This is a genomic window from Enterobacter sp. 61D5, from assembly GCF_034107965.1.
Taxonomy (GTDB): Bacteria; Pseudomonadota; Gammaproteobacteria; order Enterobacterales; family Enterobacteriaceae; genus Enterobacter; species Enterobacter cloacae_M.
The window spans coordinates 173,922-190,580 of record NZ_JAWNFK010000014.1; the positions used below are offsets into that span (position 1 = coordinate 173,922).

General features: G+C 56.0%; 17 protein-coding genes and 2 tRNA genes. 10 read left to right on the top strand and 9 right to left on the bottom strand.

Annotation, left to right across the window (positions count from 1 at the left end):
* Positions 1–62 precede the first annotated feature (62 nt).
* Positions 63–881: a pyridoxal phosphatase gene (locus tag UTM25_RS15900; RefSeq protein WP_194399859.1), complete on the top strand. Its 819-nt coding sequence runs from the start codon at positions 63–65 to the stop codon at positions 879–881.
* On the opposite strand, the gene modC is transcribed toward UTM25_RS15900, so the two are convergent.
* From modC to UTM25_RS15920, 4 genes are all read right to left on the bottom strand, one after another.
* Positions 882–1,940: a molybdenum ABC transporter ATP-binding protein ModC gene (gene modC / locus UTM25_RS15905; RefSeq protein WP_029742082.1), complete on the bottom strand. Its 1,059-nt coding sequence runs from the start codon at positions 1,938–1,940 to the stop codon at positions 882–884.
* A gap of 2 nt (positions 1,941–1,942) precedes the next feature.
* Entirely contained in the window at positions 1,943–2,632 is a 690-nt protein-coding gene (gene modB, locus UTM25_RS15910) for a molybdate ABC transporter permease subunit (protein WP_194399858.1), read from the bottom strand.
* Positions 2,632–3,405, bottom strand: a complete 774-nt coding sequence (modA, locus tag UTM25_RS15915) for a molybdate ABC transporter substrate-binding protein (RefSeq protein ID WP_194399857.1) — start codon at positions 3,403–3,405, stop codon at positions 2,632–2,634. The genes modB and modA overlap by 1 nt, the downstream gene beginning before the upstream one ends.
* 178 nt (positions 3,406–3,583) lie before the next feature.
* Positions 3,584–3,733 carry an AcrZ family multidrug efflux pump-associated protein gene (locus tag UTM25_RS15920; RefSeq protein WP_023310811.1) on the bottom strand — a complete coding sequence of 50 codons (150 nt, stop codon included), beginning with the start codon at positions 3,731–3,733 and terminating at the stop codon, positions 3,584–3,586.
* A 127-nt stretch (positions 3,734–3,860) separates the two neighbouring features.
* Here UTM25_RS15920 and modE point away from each other — a divergent pair, with 127 nt between their 5' ends.
* The 7 genes from modE (at position 3,861) to gpmA (ending at position 11,608) form a co-directional block, all read left to right on the top strand.
* Positions 3,861–4,649: a molybdenum-dependent transcriptional regulator gene (gene modE / locus UTM25_RS15925; RefSeq protein WP_194399856.1), complete on the top strand. Its 789-nt coding sequence runs from the start codon at positions 3,861–3,863 to the stop codon at positions 4,647–4,649.
* A 67-nt stretch (positions 4,650–4,716) separates the two neighbouring features.
* Positions 4,717–6,189, top strand: a complete 1,473-nt coding sequence (gene modF / locus UTM25_RS15930; RefSeq protein WP_194399855.1) for a molybdate ABC transporter ATP-binding protein ModF — start codon at positions 4,717–4,719, stop codon at positions 6,187–6,189.
* A 201-nt stretch (positions 6,190–6,390) separates the two neighbouring features.
* Positions 6,391–7,407, top strand: a complete 1,017-nt coding sequence (gene galE / locus UTM25_RS15935; protein ID WP_194399854.1) for a UDP-glucose 4-epimerase GalE — start codon at positions 6,391–6,393, stop codon at positions 7,405–7,407.
* Positions 7,408–7,416: 9 nt separating this feature from the next.
* A complete protein-coding gene (gene galT / locus UTM25_RS15940; protein WP_063440600.1) occupies positions 7,417–8,463 on the top strand; it encodes a galactose-1-phosphate uridylyltransferase in 1,047 nt (348 codons plus the stop codon).
* 3 nt (positions 8,464–8,466) lie between these two features.
* Positions 8,467–9,615 (top strand): galactokinase, encoded by a 1,149-nt coding sequence (galK, locus tag UTM25_RS15945; protein ID WP_320715041.1) that lies wholly within the window; start codon positions 8,467–8,469, stop codon positions 9,613–9,615.
* Positions 9,609–10,649: a galactose-1-epimerase gene (galM, locus tag UTM25_RS15950; protein WP_194399852.1), complete on the top strand. Its 1,041-nt coding sequence runs from the start codon at positions 9,609–9,611 to the stop codon at positions 10,647–10,649. The genes galK and galM overlap by 7 nt, the downstream gene beginning before the upstream one ends.
* 206 nt (positions 10,650–10,855) lie before the next feature.
* Positions 10,856–11,608, top strand: coding sequence for a 2,3-diphosphoglycerate-dependent phosphoglycerate mutase (gpmA, locus tag UTM25_RS15955; protein ID WP_008501111.1), 753 nt, complete (start codon positions 10,856–10,858; stop codon positions 11,606–11,608).
* Between the two features lie 61 nt (positions 11,609–11,669).
* Here gpmA and aroG read toward each other — a convergent pair whose 3' ends face one another.
* Complete coding sequence (gene aroG, locus UTM25_RS15960; RefSeq protein WP_194399851.1) at positions 11,670–12,722, bottom strand: 3-deoxy-7-phosphoheptulonate synthase AroG; 1,053 nt, start codon at positions 12,720–12,722, stop codon at positions 11,670–11,672.
* Positions 12,723–13,026: 304 nt separating this feature from the next.
* Between aroG and UTM25_RS15965 the strand changes: the two genes are divergently transcribed.
* Positions 13,027–13,407: a protein YbgS gene (locus tag UTM25_RS15965; RefSeq protein ID WP_194400101.1), complete on the top strand. Its 381-nt coding sequence runs from the start codon at positions 13,027–13,029 to the stop codon at positions 13,405–13,407.
* 106 nt (positions 13,408–13,513) lie between these two features.
* Positions 13,514–14,446 carry a CDF family zinc transporter ZitB gene (gene zitB, locus UTM25_RS15970; protein ID WP_194399850.1) on the top strand — a complete coding sequence of 311 codons (933 nt, stop codon included), beginning with the start codon at positions 13,514–13,516 and terminating at the stop codon, positions 14,444–14,446.
* On the opposite strand, the gene pnuC is transcribed toward zitB, so the two are convergent.
* The 4 genes from pnuC to UTM25_RS15990 form a co-directional block, all read right to left on the bottom strand.
* Positions 14,443–15,162, bottom strand: coding sequence for a nicotinamide riboside transporter PnuC (gene pnuC, locus UTM25_RS15975; RefSeq protein ID WP_023616436.1), 720 nt, complete (start codon positions 15,160–15,162; stop codon positions 14,443–14,445). The genes zitB and pnuC overlap by 4 nt on opposite strands.
* A 22-nt stretch (positions 15,163–15,184) precedes the next feature.
* Positions 15,185–16,228, bottom strand: a complete 1,044-nt coding sequence (nadA, locus tag UTM25_RS15980) for a quinolinate synthase NadA (RefSeq protein ID WP_194399849.1) — start codon at positions 16,226–16,228, stop codon at positions 15,185–15,187.
* A gap of 191 nt (positions 16,229–16,419) precedes the next feature.
* Positions 16,420–16,495: transfer RNA gene (locus UTM25_RS15985), tRNA-Lys, on the bottom strand.
* Between the two features lie 24 nt (positions 16,496–16,519).
* Positions 16,520–16,595: transfer RNA gene (locus UTM25_RS15990), tRNA-Lys, on the bottom strand.
* Positions 16,596–16,659 lie beyond the last annotated feature (64 nt).

The following is a 16,659-nucleotide window of genomic DNA, read 5'->3' on the forward strand; positions in this document are numbered from 1 at the left end:
CGTTCGCCTCTCGGTGTACCATCCCATCAAAACGTAAATTCAATATTAACCCGGGAAAACAGATGACCTCGCGTGTGATTGCTCTGGATTTAGACGGTACCTTACTGACGCCGCAAAAAACCCTTCTCCCCTCCTCCCTTGAGGCGCTAAAACGCGCGCAGGAAGTGGGATATCAACTCCTTATCGTAACGGGTCGACATCACGTTGCCATTCACCCTTTTTATCAGGCACTGGCGTTAGATACACCTGCAATTTGTTGTAATGGCACTTATTTGTATGATTATCAGGCAAAAAAGGTTTTAGAATCCGACCCGCTGCCGGTTCCCCAGGCGCTGCAGCTGATCGATCTTCTGGATGAGCATGCCGTTCACGGCCTGATGTACGTGGATAACGCGATGGTGTACGAGCGCCCTACTGGCCATGTGGTGCGCACCAGCAACTGGGCGTTGTCCCTGCCTGAAGCGCAGCGTCCGGTCTTTACCCAGGTTTCCTCCCTGCGTCAGGCAGCCCAGGAGGTTGAGGCAATCTGGAAATTCGCCCTGACCGATGAAGACACCACCAAACTGAATACCTTCGCAAAACACGTGGAACAAACGCTGGGTCTGGAGTGCGAATGGTCCTGGCATGACCAGGTGGACATTGCCCGCAAAGGCAACAGCAAAGGCAAGCGCCTGACGCAGTATGTGGAATCTCAGGGCGGGTCGATGCGTGACGTGATCGCCTTCGGCGACAACTACAACGACATTAGCATGCTGGAAGCCGCCGGTACCGGCGTGGCGATGGGCAATGCCGACGACGCGGTCAAATCCCGCGCCAACGTGGTGATTGGTGACAACACCACCGACAGCATCGCACAGTACATTTATACCCACCTGCTGTAATCAGGCGGTGATCGAGACGCTCTTAATTTGCGCGTAAAGCCACAGGCCGGGTTTGATCCCTAACTCATCCCTCGCCCAAGGGCTGATGCGCGCCCAGAGCGTCCTGCTGCCGACTTCAAGCTTCACTTCCACCTGCCCGTTATCATCAAAACACTCCGCGACTTTGGCGCGCAGAATATTTCGAATACTGGTTTGCAGCGGCGGCTGCAGCACCAGCGAGACATCCGACGCCTGGATGCGAATTCTCAGCGCGGACTGTAGCGGTTTGTCGATCTTATTGACCCACAGATGCTGGTCGCCCAGCGCCAGGGCGGTCATCGCGTAGTGCGGATGATGTTCCAGAACGCTCACTTTAAGAATGCTGCTCTGCTGTTCCCGGGGTAACCACGGGTGCATGACGCTGCTGCCCCACACCTCTTCCAGGTTGCCGAAGGCCTTCACGCTGCCCTCTTCCAGCACCAGCACCTTGTCGGCCAGATGGAGGATCTCATCCAGCGAATGGCTGACGTAGAGCATAGGAATATTAATTTCCCGCGTCAGGCGCTGTAGATAAGGCAGAAGTTCGCGTTTACGCGGAATATCGAGCGAGGCCAGCGGTTCGTCGAGCAGCAGCAGCTCGGGGGCGGTCAGCAACGCGCGGCCAATGGCCACACGCTGTTTTTCTCCGCCGGAAAGCGAGGATGGCAGCCTGTCGAGCAGAGGTTCAATGCCTAAAAGCGTCACCAGCTTATCAAACTGCCCGGCCATGCTTTTCGCCATGCCGTAACGCAGGTTGCCGCGCACGCTGTAGTGCGGGAACAGGCGCGCGTCCTGGAAAACATAGCCGATGCGGCGTTTATCCGGCGAGAGGTAAATTTTGTTCTCCACGTCATTCAGGACGCGGTCATTCAGGACAATACGGCCAGACTGCGGGCGGGTCAGGCCGCTGATGGCATTAATCAGCGACGTTTTTCCCGCCCCCGACACGCCAAAGATAGCGGTGATTCCGCTTGCCGGCAGCGTCTCGTTAAGCGTCAGGGTATGGTTTCCCAGCGTCTGGGTGAAATGGAGTTCCAGCATGCTTATTTCCCCATCCGCTGGCGGCTGAGCCGCGCCAGCCATTCAGACACCATCAGCGATACCAGCGCCAGCACAATTGAAATAATACACAGCCGCGCCGCCGCGCCTTCACCGCCCGGCGTTTGAATCAGAGTATACATTGCCGACGGGATGGTTCGCGTCTCGCCGGGGATGTTCGACACAAAGGTGATCGTCGCGCCAAACTCTCCCAGCGAGCGGGCGAAGGCCAGCACCGTCCCGACAATAATGCCCGGTAGCGTAAGGGGTAGCGTGATGGTGAAAAAGACGCGCCAGCGCCCTGCGCCCAGCGTGCGGGCTGCCTGTTCGAGCTTCATATCCACGCCTTCCAGCGCGAGGCGTATCGCCCTCACCATCAGCGGGAATGACATCACCGCCGCCGCCAGCACCGCACCGCGCCAGCTAAACGCAAACGTCAGCCCAAACCATTCGTAGAGCTTCTCGCCGATAAAACCGCGTCGCCCCATCGAAATCAGCAGCAGGTAACCGACCACCACGGGCGGCAAAACGAGCGGAAGATGAAGCACGCTGTCGAGCAGCGTTTTGCCGGGAAACTGACAGCGAACCAGTAGCCAGGCAAAGAAGATCCCAAAGGGCAAACTCAGCGCAACCGCCAGGGAAGAGACTTTAAGGCTCAGCAGAACAGCCTGCCATTCAGGATCGGTCAATATCATCAGTGAGTCGTAAATCCATAACGTTTAAAGATTGCGGACGCCTCCGGCCCTTTCAGGTAATCGCGGAAGGCCGTCACGGCCGCATTTTTATGTCCATCAACAATCGCAACAGGATATTCCACTTTCTTATGGGAGTCTTCCGGGAACGTTGCGACCACTTTTACCCCTTTACTGGCAACGGCATCAGAGCCATACACAATGCCCAGCGGGGCTTCATTGCGCTCTACCAGCGCCAGAGCGCCGCGCACGTCTTCCGCCGGGGCCAGTTTCGGTGACAATGTCTCCCATGCGCCCAGCTTTTGCAGCGCTTCTTTGGCATAAATCCCGGCCGGAACGTGCTCCGGGTCGCCCACCGCCAGACGGCCACCGTTCAGCAGGCTCGTCCAGTTGGTCTGTTTGTTGATGGTGATGTCCGCCTGCGCGCTGGCTTTTGGCGCCACGACAACCAGGCTATTCCCCAGCAGCGTTTCGCGGGATGTGGCATCAATCGATTTCTTCTCCGCCGCGTAATCCATCCACTTCTGGTCAGCCGAGATGAACAGATCCGCCGGTGCGCCCGCTTCTATCTGGCGCGCCAGCGTAGAGGAAGAGGCAAAAGAGGAGACCACCTCGACATTTTTATCTTTCTTATATGCCGCCGCGATATCCTGCAGCGCGTTGGTCAGCGACGCCGCCGCAAAGACCGTGATTTTACCTTCGTCCGCCAGCGCGTGTCCGGTAAGTGAAAGCGTCAGCGTTGCCCCTGCAAAAAGGCGTACCCATGAACGTGCCATCTGTAACTCCTGTGAGTAGCGTTATATACATATTAATATAACGATAACGTCAGGGAGATCCCAGCGTTTAATCGTACCGCTGAAGGGGTAAACCGGTGTGATGCGTTAAATAATATCGGCGTAAACGGGAAAATCTTGAGACCAAAACGCCCGGACTCGCCGGGCGTTTTGTGGGGAATCAATGCTGCTTTTTAGCCTGGTCTTTGTGACCAATGTTCGAAAAGACGTTGAACACTTCACCCAGGCCGTAGATGGCACCGAGGATGATGGCCATCACTACTGGTACCATGATCACGGCGAATACCAGACTTTTCAACAACTCTAACATGGTTTTCTCCAGATATTGTGAATGGCTCATTCTACCTTTTCAAGTGAGAAAAACATCCCCTTTTGTGCGGTACCCTTTGCGCCTTGAACCATTTAGGCCACAATACTCTTTTTGCCAGGACACTGTTATGCAGGCCGAAATTCTTCTCACTCTACGACTTCAGCAAAAGCTTTTCGCCGATCCGCGACGTATCGCCCTGCTTAAACAAATAGAACAAACGGGCTCAATTAGCCAGGGGGCGAAAAACGCGGGCATCAGCTACAAAAGCGCCTGGGACGCCATCAACGAAATGAACACCCTGAGTGAACAGCCGCTGGTGGACAGAGCCACAGGCGGCAAAGGCGGCGGCGGTGCAATCGTGACGCGTTACGGCCAGCGCCTTATTCAGCTTTACGATCTGCTGGCCCAGATCCAGCAAAAGGCGTTTGATGTGTTGAGCGACGACGATAACGTTCCGCTGGACAGCTTGCTGGCCGCCATTTCCCGCTTCTCGTTACAAACCAGCGCCCGCAACCAGTGGTTTGGTACGGTGACAGCGCGCGACAATCTCCAGGTACAGCAGCATATTGAGATCCTGCTTGCCGATGGCACCACCCGTCTGAAGGCCGCAATAACGGCGCAGAGCGCAGAGCGCCTTGAGCTCGATGAAGGTAAAGAGGTGCTGGTGCTGCTGAAAGCGCCGTGGGTCAATATCACTCGCGATCCCGACGCCGCAAAGGCGGCCGATAACCAGCTCCAGGGCGCAATTAGCCATATCGAACGCGGCCAGGCGCAGTGCGAAGTGCTGATGACCCTGGCAGACGGACAACCGCTTTGCGCGACGATACCGCTTAGCGAAGCGGACGGTTTAGAAGAAGGTTCTGTCGTTACCGCCTGGTTCAACGCAGACCGGGTGATTATCGCCACATTGTGCTGAGCGCATTGACAATCGCGCCGACAGTGCGTATCCCTGATATCTATTGCTGCAAAAACAGGGATAAATCATGTCATCATTGCATATTTCGCAAGGCACGTTTCGTCTTAGCGATACCCGAACGCTGACGATTGCTGATTTGACGATACGCGCGGGTGAAAGCTGGGCGTTTGTCGGCACTAACGGCAGCGGTAAATCCGCGCTGGCCCGAGCGCTGGCCGGCGAACTCCCTCTCCTCAAGGGCGAATACCATAGCGACTTTACGCGCCTGACGCGCCTGTCATTTGAACAGCTGCAAAAGCTGGTAAGCGAGGAGTGGCAGCGCAATAACACCGATTTGCTCAGCCCAGGCGAAGAAGATACCGGCCGTACGACGGCGGAAATTATTCAGGATGAGGTGAAAGATCCCGCCCGCTGTCAGCGCCTGGCAGAACGGTTCGGCATCACCGCCCTGCTGAACCGGCGCTTTAAATACCTTTCTACCGGCGAGACGCGAAAAACGCTGCTTTGCCAGGCGCTGATGAGCGAGCCCGAGCTGCTTATCCTCGACGAACCGTTTGATGGTCTTGACGTGCAGTCCCGTGCGCAGCTGGCGGCCCTGCTGGAGTCGCTTAATCAGCAGGGATATACCCTGGTTTTGGTGCTTAACCGCTTCGATGAAATTCCGGACTTTATTCAGCACGCGGGCATACTGGCCGACTGTAACCTGACCGAGACCGGTGAAAAAACAGCGCTGCTCAAGCAGGCGCTCATTGCCCAGCTCGCGCACAGTGAACAACTCGACGGAATTACTCTCCCGGAACCTGACGCCCCTTCGGCCCGCCATGCGCTCGATCCCCACCAGCCGCGCATCGTGCTGCAGGATGGGATAGTCTCTTATGACGATCGCCCGATCCTCAACCGTCTAAGCTGGACGGTCAATCCCGGCGAACACTGGCAGATTGTCGGCCCTAACGGCGCGGGGAAATCCACGCTGCTGAGCCTGATCACCGGCGATCACCCGCAGGGCTATAGCAACGATCTGACGCTGTTTGGTCGGCGTCGCGGCAGCGGCGAAACCATCTGGGATATTAAAAAACATATCGGCTACGTCAGCAGCAGCCTGCATCTGGATTACCGGGTCAGTACCACGTTACGCAACGTGATCCTTTCCGGGTATTTTGATTCCATCGGTATTTATCAGGCGGTGTCGGACAAACAGCACAAGCTGGCCCAGCAGTGGCTGGATATCCTGGGCATGGACAACCGGGTCGCTGACGCGCCGTTTCATAGTCTGTCGTGGGGGCAGCAGCGCCTGGCCCTGATCGTTCGCGCGCTGGTGAAACACCCCACGCTTCTGATCCTCGACGAACCGCTGCAGGGACTCGATCCGCTGAATCGACAGCTTATCCGCCGCTTTGTGGACGTGCTGATTAGCGAAGGTGAAACGCAGCTGCTGTTCGTTTCACACCATGCCGAAGATGCCCCCGCCTGCATCACGCATCGCCTGGAGTTTGTGCCGGACGGTGAGGGTTATCGCTACCTTCTCAGCAACGTCGATTAACCGTGGAGGGCTCTGCCCTCCTCTTTTTCAGATAACTTGCATCAATACATCGCTATCTCTTTGATCTAGAATGCTCGGAGTCATTGTAAAAGCGAGTGTGAAAACGAGTGTAAACGATTCCACTATTTTATCCCATGTCACACTTTTCGCGTCTCTGTTATGCTATGGTTATTACATACCATAAGCCCAATGGAGCGAAATATGCGAGTTTTGGTAACAGGTGGTAGCGGTTACATAGGTAGTCATACCTGCGTGCAACTGCTGCAAAACGGTCACGACGTCATCATCCTCGACAACCTGTGCAACAGTAAGCGCAGCGTGCTGCCGGTGATTGAACGCCTTGGCGGTAAACAACCGACTTTCGTGGAAGGCGACATCCGCAACGAAGCGCTGATGACCGAGATCCTTCACGACCACGCCATCGAAGCGGTGATCCACTTCGCGGGTCTGAAAGCGGTCGGTGAATCCGTTGCGAAGCCGCTCGAGTATTACGACAACAACGTCAATGGTACCCTGCGTCTCATCTCCGCCATGCGTGCGGCCAACGTCAAAAACTTTATCTTTAGCTCCTCCGCCACCGTCTACGGCGATCAGCCCAAAATCCCTTATGTTGAAAGCTTCCCGACCGGTACCCCGCAAAGCCCGTACGGCAAAAGCAAGCTGATGGTGGAGCAGATCCTGACCGACCTGCAAAAAGCACAGCCGGAGTGGAGCATCGCGCTGCTGCGCTACTTCAACCCGGTCGGCGCGCATCCGTCTGGCGACATGGGTGAAGATCCGCAGGGCATCCCGAACAACCTGATGCCCTATATCGCCCAGGTTGCCGTGGGTCGCCGCGACTCGCTGGCGATTTTTGGCAAGGACTATCCTACCGAAGACGGCACCGGCGTGCGCGACTACATCCACGTGATGGATCTGGCCGACGGTCACGTTGCGGCCATGCAGCAGCTGGCCAACAAGCCGGGCGTGCATATTTACAACCTCGGCGCCGGGGTCGGCAGCAGCGTGCTGGACGTGGTTAACGCCTTCAGCAAAGCCTGCGGTAAGCCGGTGAACTACCACTTCGCTCCGCGTCGTGATGGCGACCTGCCTGCTTACTGGGCCGATGCCACCAAAGCCGACAAAGAGCTCAACTGGCGTGTGACGCGCACGCTTGATGAAATGGCACAGGATACCTGGCACTGGCAGTCACGCCACCCGCAAGGCTATCCGGACTAAGGATCCGTCATGACGCAATTTAATCCCGTCGATCATCCGCATCGTCGTTTTAACCCGTTAAGCGGGCAATGGATTTTGGTCTCTCCGCATCGCGCCAAGCGCCCCTGGCAGGGGGCTCAGGAGACGCCTGCAAAACAGACGCTGCCACAGCATGACCCGGACTGCTTCCTCTGTCCGGGCAACACGCGCGTCACCGGGGACAAAAACCCTGACTACAAAGGCACCTTCGTGTTCACCAACGATTTTGCCGCCCTGATGACCGACACGCCGGACGCACCGGAAAGCCACGATCCGCTGATGCGCTGCGAAAGCGCGCGCGGAACCAGCCGCGTGATCTGCTTCTCGCCCGATCACAGCAAAACGCTGCCGGAGCTGAGCGTGGACGCGCTGAAAGAGGTCGTCAGCACCTGGCAGGCGCAAACCGCAGAGCTGGGGCAGAGCTATCCGTGGGTGCAGGTGTTCGAAAACAAAGGCGCGGCCATGGGCTGCTCAAACCCGCACCCGCACGGCCAGATCTGGGCGAATAGCTTCCTGCCTAACGAAGCCGAGCGTGAAGACCGTCTGCAGAAAGCGTATTTCGCGGAAAACGGTTCGCCGATGCTGGTGGACTACACCCAGCGTGAGCTGGCCGACGGCAGCCGCACCGTGGTGGAAACCGAACACTGGCTGGCCGTCGTCCCTTACTGGGCCGCCTGGCCGTTTGAAACGCTGCTGCTGCCGAAAGCGCACGTGCAGCGCATCACCGATCTTAGCGACGCGCAGCGCGACGACCTTGCCCTGGCGCTGAAAAAGCTCACCAGCCGTTACGACAACCTGTTCCAGTGCTCCTTCCCTTACTCCATGGGCTGGCACGGCGCCCCGTTTAACGGCGAAGAGAATCAACACTGGCAGCTGCACGCCCATTTCTATCCGCCGCTGCTGCGCTCTGCGACGGTACGTAAATTTATGGTGGGCTATGAAATGCTGGCGGAAACCCAGCGCGACCTGACGGCGGAACAGGCGGCAGAACGTCTGCGTGCCGTTAGCGACGTCCACTATCGCGAATCAGGAGTCTAAAAAATGAGTCTGAAAGATAAAACACAATCCCTGTTTGCTGAGAAATTTGGCTACCCTGCCACCCACGTTATCCAGGCGCCAGGCCGCGTTAACCTGATCGGTGAACACACCGACTATAACGACGGTTTCGTGCTGCCGTGCGCCATCGATTACCAGACCGTCATCAGCTGCGCGAAGCGCGACGACCGTAAAGTTCGCGTGATTGCGGCGGATTACGGTAATGAGACGGACGAGTTTTCCCTCGATGCCCCGATTGTGACGCACGACAGCCAGCAGTGGTCTAACTACGTGCGCGGCGTGGTGAAACACCTTCACAATCGCAACAAGAACGTTGGCGGTGCGGATTTAGTCATCAGCGGCAACGTGCCGCAGGGTGCGGGCTTAAGCTCCTCTGCGTCTCTGGAAGTCGCCGTGGGCACCGTGTTCCAGCAGCTTTATCATCTGCCGCTGGACGGCGCGCAAATCGCCCTGAACGGTCAGGAAGCAGAAAACCAGTTCGTGGGCTGTAACTGCGGCATTATGGACCAGCTGATCTCCGCGCTGGGCAAAAAAGAGCATGCCCTGTTAATTGACTGCCGTTCGCTGGGAACCAAAGCCGTTCCCCTGCCGAAAGGCGCGGCTGTGGTGATCGTCAACAGCAACTTTAAGCGCACGCTGGTGGGCAGCGAATACAACACCCGCCGCCAGCAGTGCGAAACCGGCGCCCGCTTCTTCCAGCAGCCAGCCCTGCGCGACGTAACGCTCAATGAATTTAACAAAGTGGCGCACGAGCTGGATCCGGTTGTCGCTAAACGCGTTCGTCACGTGCTGACGGAAAATGCCCGAACCGTTGAAGCCGCGTCCGCGCTGGCGAAAGGCGATCTGAAACGCATGGGTGAGCTGATGGCGGAGTCTCACGCCTCCATGCGCGATGATTTTGAAATCACCGTTCCGCAGATCGACACCCTGGTGGACATCGTTAAAGCAACCATTGGTGACAAGGGCGGGGTGCGCATGACGGGCGGTGGTTTTGGCGGCTGCATCGTTGCGCTGGTGCCAGAAGAGCTGGTCCCTGCCGTGCAGGATGCCGTGGCGAAGCAGTACGAAGTAAAAACGGGTATCAAAGAAACCTTCTATGTTTGTAAAGCATCACAAGGAGCCGGACAGTGCTAAACGAAACACCTACCCTTGCACCGGATGGTCTGCCGTATCGCCTGTTGACCCTGCGCAACAGCGCGGGGATGGTCGTTACGGTGATGGACTGGGGGGCAACCCTTCTTTCTGCCCGCGTACCGATGCCGGACGGCAGCGTGCGCGAGACCTTGCTCGGCTGCGCCTCGCCTGAGCAGTACGTCAATCAGTCCGCCTATCTGGGCGCGTCCGTTGGGCGCTATGCTAACCGCATCGCGAAGAGCCGTTTTGAACTCGACGGCGTGCAGTACACCCTGCTTCCAAGCCAGGGTGAGAACCAGCTGCACGGCGGTCCGGACGGGTTCGATAAACGCCGCTGGAAGATTGTTCGTCAAAACGATGGCGAAGTGCTGTTCTCGCTGGATTCGCCTGAAGGCGATCAGGGCTTCCCGGGGAACCTTGTCGCATCCGCGCGCTTTACGCTGACCGACGACAACCGTATCGCCATTGAATACCGTGCGACGGTCGATAAGCCGTGTCCGGTCAACCTGACCAATCACGCGTATTTCAACCTGGACGGTAGCCAGTGCGACGTTCGCAACCACAAGCTGCAGATCCTGGCGGATGCGTATCTACCGGTTGACGAGATGGGCATTCCGTATAAGGGCCTCAAAGACGTGAGCGGCACCAGCTTTGACTTCCGCAGCGCGAAGACCATCGCCCAGGATTTCATGAGTGATGACGATCAGCGCAAGGTGAAAGGCTACGATCACGCTTTCCTGCTGCAGGCCAAAGGCGATGTGAAACAGCCTGCCGCGCAGGTCTGGTCTGCGGATGAGAAACTGCAGATGACGGTTTATACCTCCGCCCCTGCCCTGCAGTTTTACTCAGGCAACTACCTCGGAGGCACGACGGCGCGCGAACACGATGAGTACAGTGACTGGCAAGGCCTGGCGCTGGAGAGCGAGTTCCTGCCGGACAGCCCGAACCATCCTGAATGGCCACAGCCGGACTGCGTGTTGCGCCCGGGTGAAGAGTACGTGAGCGTGACGGAATATCATTTTATTCCACATTAATATCCAGCCCTCCCTCCGGAGGGCTTTTTTCTGCGTGCCTTGCTGAAAATAGCGCCGATCGCAGACAAAATCATAACCCTGGATTCACAAGCATCTTACACTCAGAGACTATTTTCGCTATGGTTAGGGTTAAGCGTTGCTGGTGGCACGGCCACGGCAATATAATGAGAATTGTTATCATTCTAAAAATGCTTGAGGAGTAAGAGATGGCTATTACTAAGCTGGTCCTGGTGCGTCACGGCGAAAGCCAGTGGAACAACGAAAACCGCTTTACCGGTTGGTACGACGTTGATCTGTCTGAGAAAGGCGTAAGCGAAGCAAAAGCAGCAGGTAAACTGCTGAAGGAAGAAGGCTTCAGCTTTGATTTTGCTTACACCTCTGTGCTGAAACGTGCCATCCACACCCTGTGGAACGTGCTGGACGAACTGGATCAGGCCTGGCTGCCGGTTGAGAAGTCCTGGAAACTAAACGAACGTCACTACGGTGCGCTGCAGGGCCTGAACAAAGCGGAAACCGCTGAGAAATACGGTGACGAGCAGGTTAAACAGTGGCGTCGCGGCTTCGCGGTCACCCCACCAGAGCTGACCAAAGATGACGAGCGCTACCCTGGTCACGACCCGCGTTACGCGAAACTGACCGACGCTGAGCTGCCAACCACCGAGAGCCTGGCGCTGACCATCGACCGCGTTGTGCCTTACTGGAACGAAACCATTCTGCCACGCCTGAAAAGCGGCGAGCGCGTGATCATCGCTGCTCACGGTAACTCCCTGCGTGCGCTGGTGAAATACCTGGACAACATGGGTGAAGACGAAATCCTCGAACTGAACATCCCAACTGGCGTACCGCTGGTGTATGAGTTCGACGAAAACTTCAAGCCAATCAAACACTACTATCTGGGTAACGCAGATGAGATCGCGGCGAAAGCAGCGGCTGTCGCAAACCAGGGTAAAGCGAAGTAATTTTCGCCAGACATAAAAAAAGCGCGGAGCCTTCCGCGCTTTTTTATTTGTGCCTGAGAATTCAGCCGCGACGCGCTTTTACCGCATTCGCCAGTTGACGCAGGATGGTATCGGTATCGTCCCAGCCAATGCAGGCATCGGTCACGCTTTTGCCATACACCAGCGGTTCACTGCCTTCCAGGTTCTGGTTACCTTCAACCAGATGGCTTTCGATCATTACCCCAATCACCGATTTCTCACCGCCGGCAATCTGCTGGCAGACGTCTGCACCCACTTCCATCTGCTTTTTAAACTGCTTGCTGGAGTTGGCATGGCTAAAATCGATCATGACCTGCGGTGGCAGCCCGGCTTTTTCCAGCCCGACCTTCACTTCCGCGACATGTTTTGCGCTATAGTTCGGCTCTTTGCCGCCGCGCAGAATGATATGGCAGTCGCCGTTACCGCTGGTGTTAACGATGGCGGAATGACCCCATTTGGTCACGGACAGGAAGCAGTGCGGCGCGCCCGCTGCGTTGATAGCGTCGATAGCCACCTTAATGGTGCCGTCAGTGCCGTTTTTGAAACCCACCGGGCAAGAAAGACCGGACGCCAGCTCGCGGTGAACCTGAGATTCTGTAGTGCGGGCACCAATTGCGCCCCAGCTCATCAGGTCTGCCAGGTATTGGGGAGTAATCATGTCCAGGAATTCACCGGCCGCAGGCAGGCCGCTGTCGTTGATCTCCAGCAGCAGCTTGCGCGCAATGCGCAGACCGTCGTTGATCTGGAAGCTGTTATCCATGTGCGGATCGTTAATCAGCCCTTTCCAGCCCACGGTGGTGCGCGGTTTTTCAAAATAGACGCGCATCACGATTTCCAGCTCGTCCTTCAGCTCTTCACGGAGGGTGAGCAGACGGGCTGCGTACTCTTTCGCGGCTGCAGGATCGTGAATGGAGCACGGGCCAATTACCACCAGAAGACGATCGTCATTACCTTTCAGGATCTTATGGATCGCTTTACGAGCATGAGAAACCGTGTTTGCGGCATTTTCAGTGGCGGGGAATTTCTCAAGGAGCGCTACAGGAGGTAATAACTCATTGATCTCTTTAATGCGTAAATCGTCGTTCTGATAATTCATTTTCTTTCCAGCTCTGCCATATCTTTAGTAATGAAAGCAATCCTTTCAATCTATCTTGTCGACCAGGAAGTGTAAACACGGTTTTACACTTCACGCAGATAATTCCTGGAATTCGCCTAAAAATCGCCACAAAATAGCGAAAAATGAGATCTAACCTAAGCTTTTTAACTGTAACAGCCAATTTTACACGCTTAAACGCGATTCCCTACTGACGTAAGTCCGTAAGGCGGAATCTTTCGCCTCTAAAACAGATGCACTGTTGGAGACTGTTATCCAGCTTAACGACAAGAACAGGAGCACCATGATGAAAATGACAAAACTGGCAACCCTCTTCCTGACCGCCACACTCACTCTGGCCAGCGGTAGCGTCCTGGCCGCGGAAACGGGCACATCAGACAGCAACGGGGATGCGAATGCGGCAGCAGCAGCAGGCCAGCCCGCCCCCGATGCGAAACAGAATATTGCCCCGAATAATGTCGACAACAGCCAGATCAATACCGGCAACAGCAACACCGGCGGCACCATGCTGCATCCCAACGGTACTGACTCCGGCACCATGAATCATGACAGCATGAGCAAAGATGAAGTTCATAAGAACTCCATGTGTAAAGATGGCAAATGTCCCGACACGAATGACAAAGTGGGAGATGATGCCAATACTAAAACAGATGGTACTACTCAGTAACCGGCTGTGAAATTAATGATAAAAGGAGAGCTAAGGCTCTCCTTTCTTTTTGAGTAACCTATTAAAAACGCTACACTAAAAACGATAACGAATCAGGAAAGATAACATGGCACACACACATTCCCACGCCGCCGGCGACGACAACGCTAAACGATTGCTGCTGGCCTTCGGCGTCACCGCAACCTTCATGATTATTGAGGTCATCGGCGGTCTGGTCTCCGGCTCTCTGGCGCTACTGGCTGACGCCGGGCATATGCTTACCGATGCAGCGGCGCTACTTTTCGCCCTTCTGGCCGTACAGTTTGCCCGTCGTCCCCCCAATACACGCCATACCTTCGGCTGGCTGAGGCTGACGACCCTTGCCGCCTTTGTTAACGCGATTGCCCTGGTGATCATTACCATTCTTATCGTCTGGGAGGCCATTCAGCGCTTCAGACATCCTCAGCCGATTGCCGGGGCGACCATGATGGTGATTGCCGTGGCAGGGCTGGTGGCGAATATCCTGGCCTTCTGGATTCTGCACCGCGGCAGCGGGGAAAAGAACCTTAACGTGCGCGCGGCGGCTCTGCATGTGCTGGGGGATCTGCTCGGTTCAGTCGGGGCGATTGTCGCCGCGCTGGTGATCCTCTATACCGGCTGGACGCCTGTCGATCCGATTCTGTCCGTGCTGGTGTCGTTTCTGGTCTTGCGCAGCGCCTGGCGGCTGCTGAAGGAGAGCGTGAATGAACTGCTTGAAGGGGCTCCGGCATCCATGGACATCGACGAGCTGAAGCGCAACCTGCGCCGTACTGTTCCGGAAGTCCGTAATGTCCACCACGTGCACGTCTGGCTGGTGGGGGAGAAACCGGTCATGACGCTTCATGTCCAGGTGATCCCGCCTCACGACCACGATGCGCTGCTAGATCGCATCCAGCACTTCCTGGAACATCACTACGACATTAGCCATGCCACCGTTCAGATGGAGTATCAGCCCTGTAGCGGACCGGACTGCCACCTTAACGAGGCGCAGTCCGGTCATTCACATCATCATGACCACTAGCTGGAAAGCGCGCGAGAGCCTCGCTCACGCGCGCTGTTAATCCACATCCGGCTACCGTTCAGCGCGATGAAGGTCAGCAACAGATATTCCAGCGACATGGCATAGACGCCCTGCAGGGCGAAGATCGCTACGCTGATAACGTTGATGATGACCCACAGCAGCCAGTTCTCAACGTATTTACGGGTCATCAGAATCATCGCCGCAATCGACAGCACCATCATGCAGGAATCCCAGAACGGGAAAGCATCCGGCTGGAGCTCTGGCATCGTCACGTTCAGGCCGATGCCGGACATGACCGAAACGGCAATGCGGGTCAGGAACGCAAACACCGGATTGATGTAGACGGTCATTAAGCCAATGGCCAGCACGCAGGCGACAAACCAGGCGATGGCTTTCGGCAAGGGCAGCCAGCGAATCTGCAGCTCTGCCTCCTGCTGGCTGTTCTGACGCGACCACGCATACCAGCCGTAAATATTGGCCGCAAAGAAGAACAGCTGCAAAAGCAGGCTGGCGTACAGCTGGATCTGGAAGAAGATAATCGCAAACAGCGTGACGTTAATCAGCCCGAACGCATAGTTGCTGATCTTCTCAAGGCTTGCCAGCCAGATACACAATAATCCCGCCAGCGTACCAACGGCCTCAATCCATGACAGGTCATAGCCACCTGCACCAATCGGTATATGAACCAGAATGTTCTGTGTGCTAAAAAAATCCATCTTTTCCCCGGGGCGTAGTGAATTAAGTACGTAGTGTAGCTGCAAAATCCAGCATGCGGTTAAGCGGAATTAACGCGCCCTCACGCAGGGCAGCATCCACGTGGATTTCATGCGCCGCACCACCGGTTTCTAACCCTTCGGCAATCGCTTTCAGGCCGTTCATCGCCATCCACGGGCAATGCGCACAGCTGCGGCACGTTGCCCCCTCTCCTGCCGTAGGCGCTTCGAGAAGCTCTTTCTCCGGCACGGCCTGCTGCATCTTGTAGAAGATACCGCGATCGGTCGCGACGATAAGCTGCTTGTGAGGTAAAGTCCTGGCCGCGTTAATAAGCTGGCTGGTTGAACCCACGGCATCCGCCATGTCGACAATCGACTGCGGAGATTCAGGGTGCACAAGAATGGCGGCGTCAGGGTAAAGCGCCTTCATGCGCGCCAGCGCCTGCGTCTTGAACTCGTCATGAACGATACAGGCGCCCTGCCAGCAGAGTACGTCAGCCCCCGTCTGCTTCTGAACATAGTTGCCGAGATGGCGATCAGGCGCCCAGATAATTTTCTCCCCCAGACTATCCAGATGTTCAATCAGCTCAACGGCAATGCTTGACGTGACCACCCAGTCTGCCCGCGCTTTCACTGCTGCCGACGTGTTCGCGTAAACCACCACGGTCCGTTCAGGGTGGGCATCACAGAAGGCCGTGAATTCCTCAATCGGACAGCCGAGATCCAGGGAACACTCCGCGTTAAGCGTGGGCATCAGAATGGTTTTTTCCGGACTCAGGATCTTTGCCGTTTCGCCCATAAAACGCACGCCGGCAACCAGCAGCGTGGAAGCGGGATGTCGTGCACCGAAGCGCGCCATCTCCAGTGAGTCAGAAATGCAGCCCCCGGTCTCTTCCGCCAGCTGCTGAATTTCCGGGTCGGTGTAGTAATGGGCCACCATCACCGCGTCGCGCTCTTTAAGAAGACGTTTAATCTTCTCGCGGTAGAACTGCTTTTCGTCCTGGCTCAGTGGGACAGGTTTAGGCGGAAACGGATAGATTGCGGCTTCAGGATCAAACATCACACTCATTATGGCTTCTCGTTTTACGGGCTTAACAATATTGCCTTTCATTTGCCTGACATAGCAAAACGCGTGGCAATTGTGTTTTGTATACTAAACAAGATAGCGAATCTGGCGTGAAAAGTCACCGGGAATAGATGGGCGGAGCATTTGTTGTACTGCAGATAGCAAAAAAGCGCCTTTAGGGCGCCTTTCTACACTGGTGGGTCGTGCAGGATTCGAACCTGCGACCAATTGATTAAAAGTCAACTGCTCTACCAACTGAGCTAACGACCCCTTGCGGGATTTTTTTCTTCGAAGTGGTGGGTCGTGCAGGATTCGAACCTGCGACCAATTGATTAAAAGTCAACTGCTCTACCAACTGAGCTAACGACCCATTCGGGTGCTGACTTCGAAGATTTTTACTCGGTACCACTTTAAAGTGGTGGGTCGTGCAGGAT

Excerpts from the sequence above, each read along its gene's own strand:
- UTM25_RS15965 (WP_194400101.1), top strand. The coding sequence starts at position 13,027 with ATGAAAATGACAAAACTGGCAACCCTCTTCCTGACCGCCACACTCACT.
- UTM25_RS15920 (WP_023310811.1), bottom strand. The coding sequence starts at position 3,733 with ATGTTAGAGTTGTTGAAAAGTCTGGTATTCGCCGTGATCATGGTACCA.
- modB (WP_194399858.1), bottom strand. The coding sequence starts at position 2,632 with ATGATATTGACCGATCCTGAATGGCAGGCTGTTCTGCTGAGCCTTAAA.
- pnuC (WP_023616436.1), bottom strand. The coding sequence starts at position 15,162 with ATGGATTTTTTTAGCACACAGAACATTCTGGTTCATATACCGATTGGT.
- galE (WP_194399854.1), top strand. The coding sequence starts at position 6,391 with ATGCGAGTTTTGGTAACAGGTGGTAGCGGTTACATAGGTAGTCATACC.
- UTM25_RS15900 (WP_194399859.1), top strand. The coding sequence starts at position 63 with ATGACCTCGCGTGTGATTGCTCTGGATTTAGACGGTACCTTACTGACG.
- modF (WP_194399855.1), top strand. The coding sequence starts at position 4,717 with ATGTCATCATTGCATATTTCGCAAGGCACGTTTCGTCTTAGCGATACC.
- aroG (WP_194399851.1), bottom strand. The coding sequence starts at position 12,722 with ATGAATTATCAGAACGACGATTTACGCATTAAAGAGATCAATGAGTTA.
- galT (WP_063440600.1), top strand. The coding sequence starts at position 7,417 with ATGACGCAATTTAATCCCGTCGATCATCCGCATCGTCGTTTTAACCCG.
- zitB (WP_194399850.1), top strand. The coding sequence starts at position 13,514 with ATGGCACACACACATTCCCACGCCGCCGGCGACGACAACGCTAAACGA.
- galK (WP_320715041.1), top strand. The coding sequence starts at position 8,467 with ATGAGTCTGAAAGATAAAACACAATCCCTGTTTGCTGAGAAATTTGGC.
- modC (WP_029742082.1), bottom strand. The coding sequence starts at position 1,940 with ATGCTGGAACTCCATTTCACCCAGACGCTGGGAAACCATACCCTGACG.
- modE (WP_194399856.1), top strand. The coding sequence starts at position 3,861 with ATGCAGGCCGAAATTCTTCTCACTCTACGACTTCAGCAAAAGCTTTTC.
- gpmA (WP_008501111.1), top strand. The coding sequence starts at position 10,856 with ATGGCTATTACTAAGCTGGTCCTGGTGCGTCACGGCGAAAGCCAGTGG.
- modA (WP_194399857.1), bottom strand. The coding sequence starts at position 3,405 with ATGGCACGTTCATGGGTACGCCTTTTTGCAGGGGCAACGCTGACGCTT.
- nadA (WP_194399849.1), bottom strand. The coding sequence starts at position 16,228 with ATGAGTGTGATGTTTGATCCTGAAGCCGCAATCTATCCGTTTCCGCCT.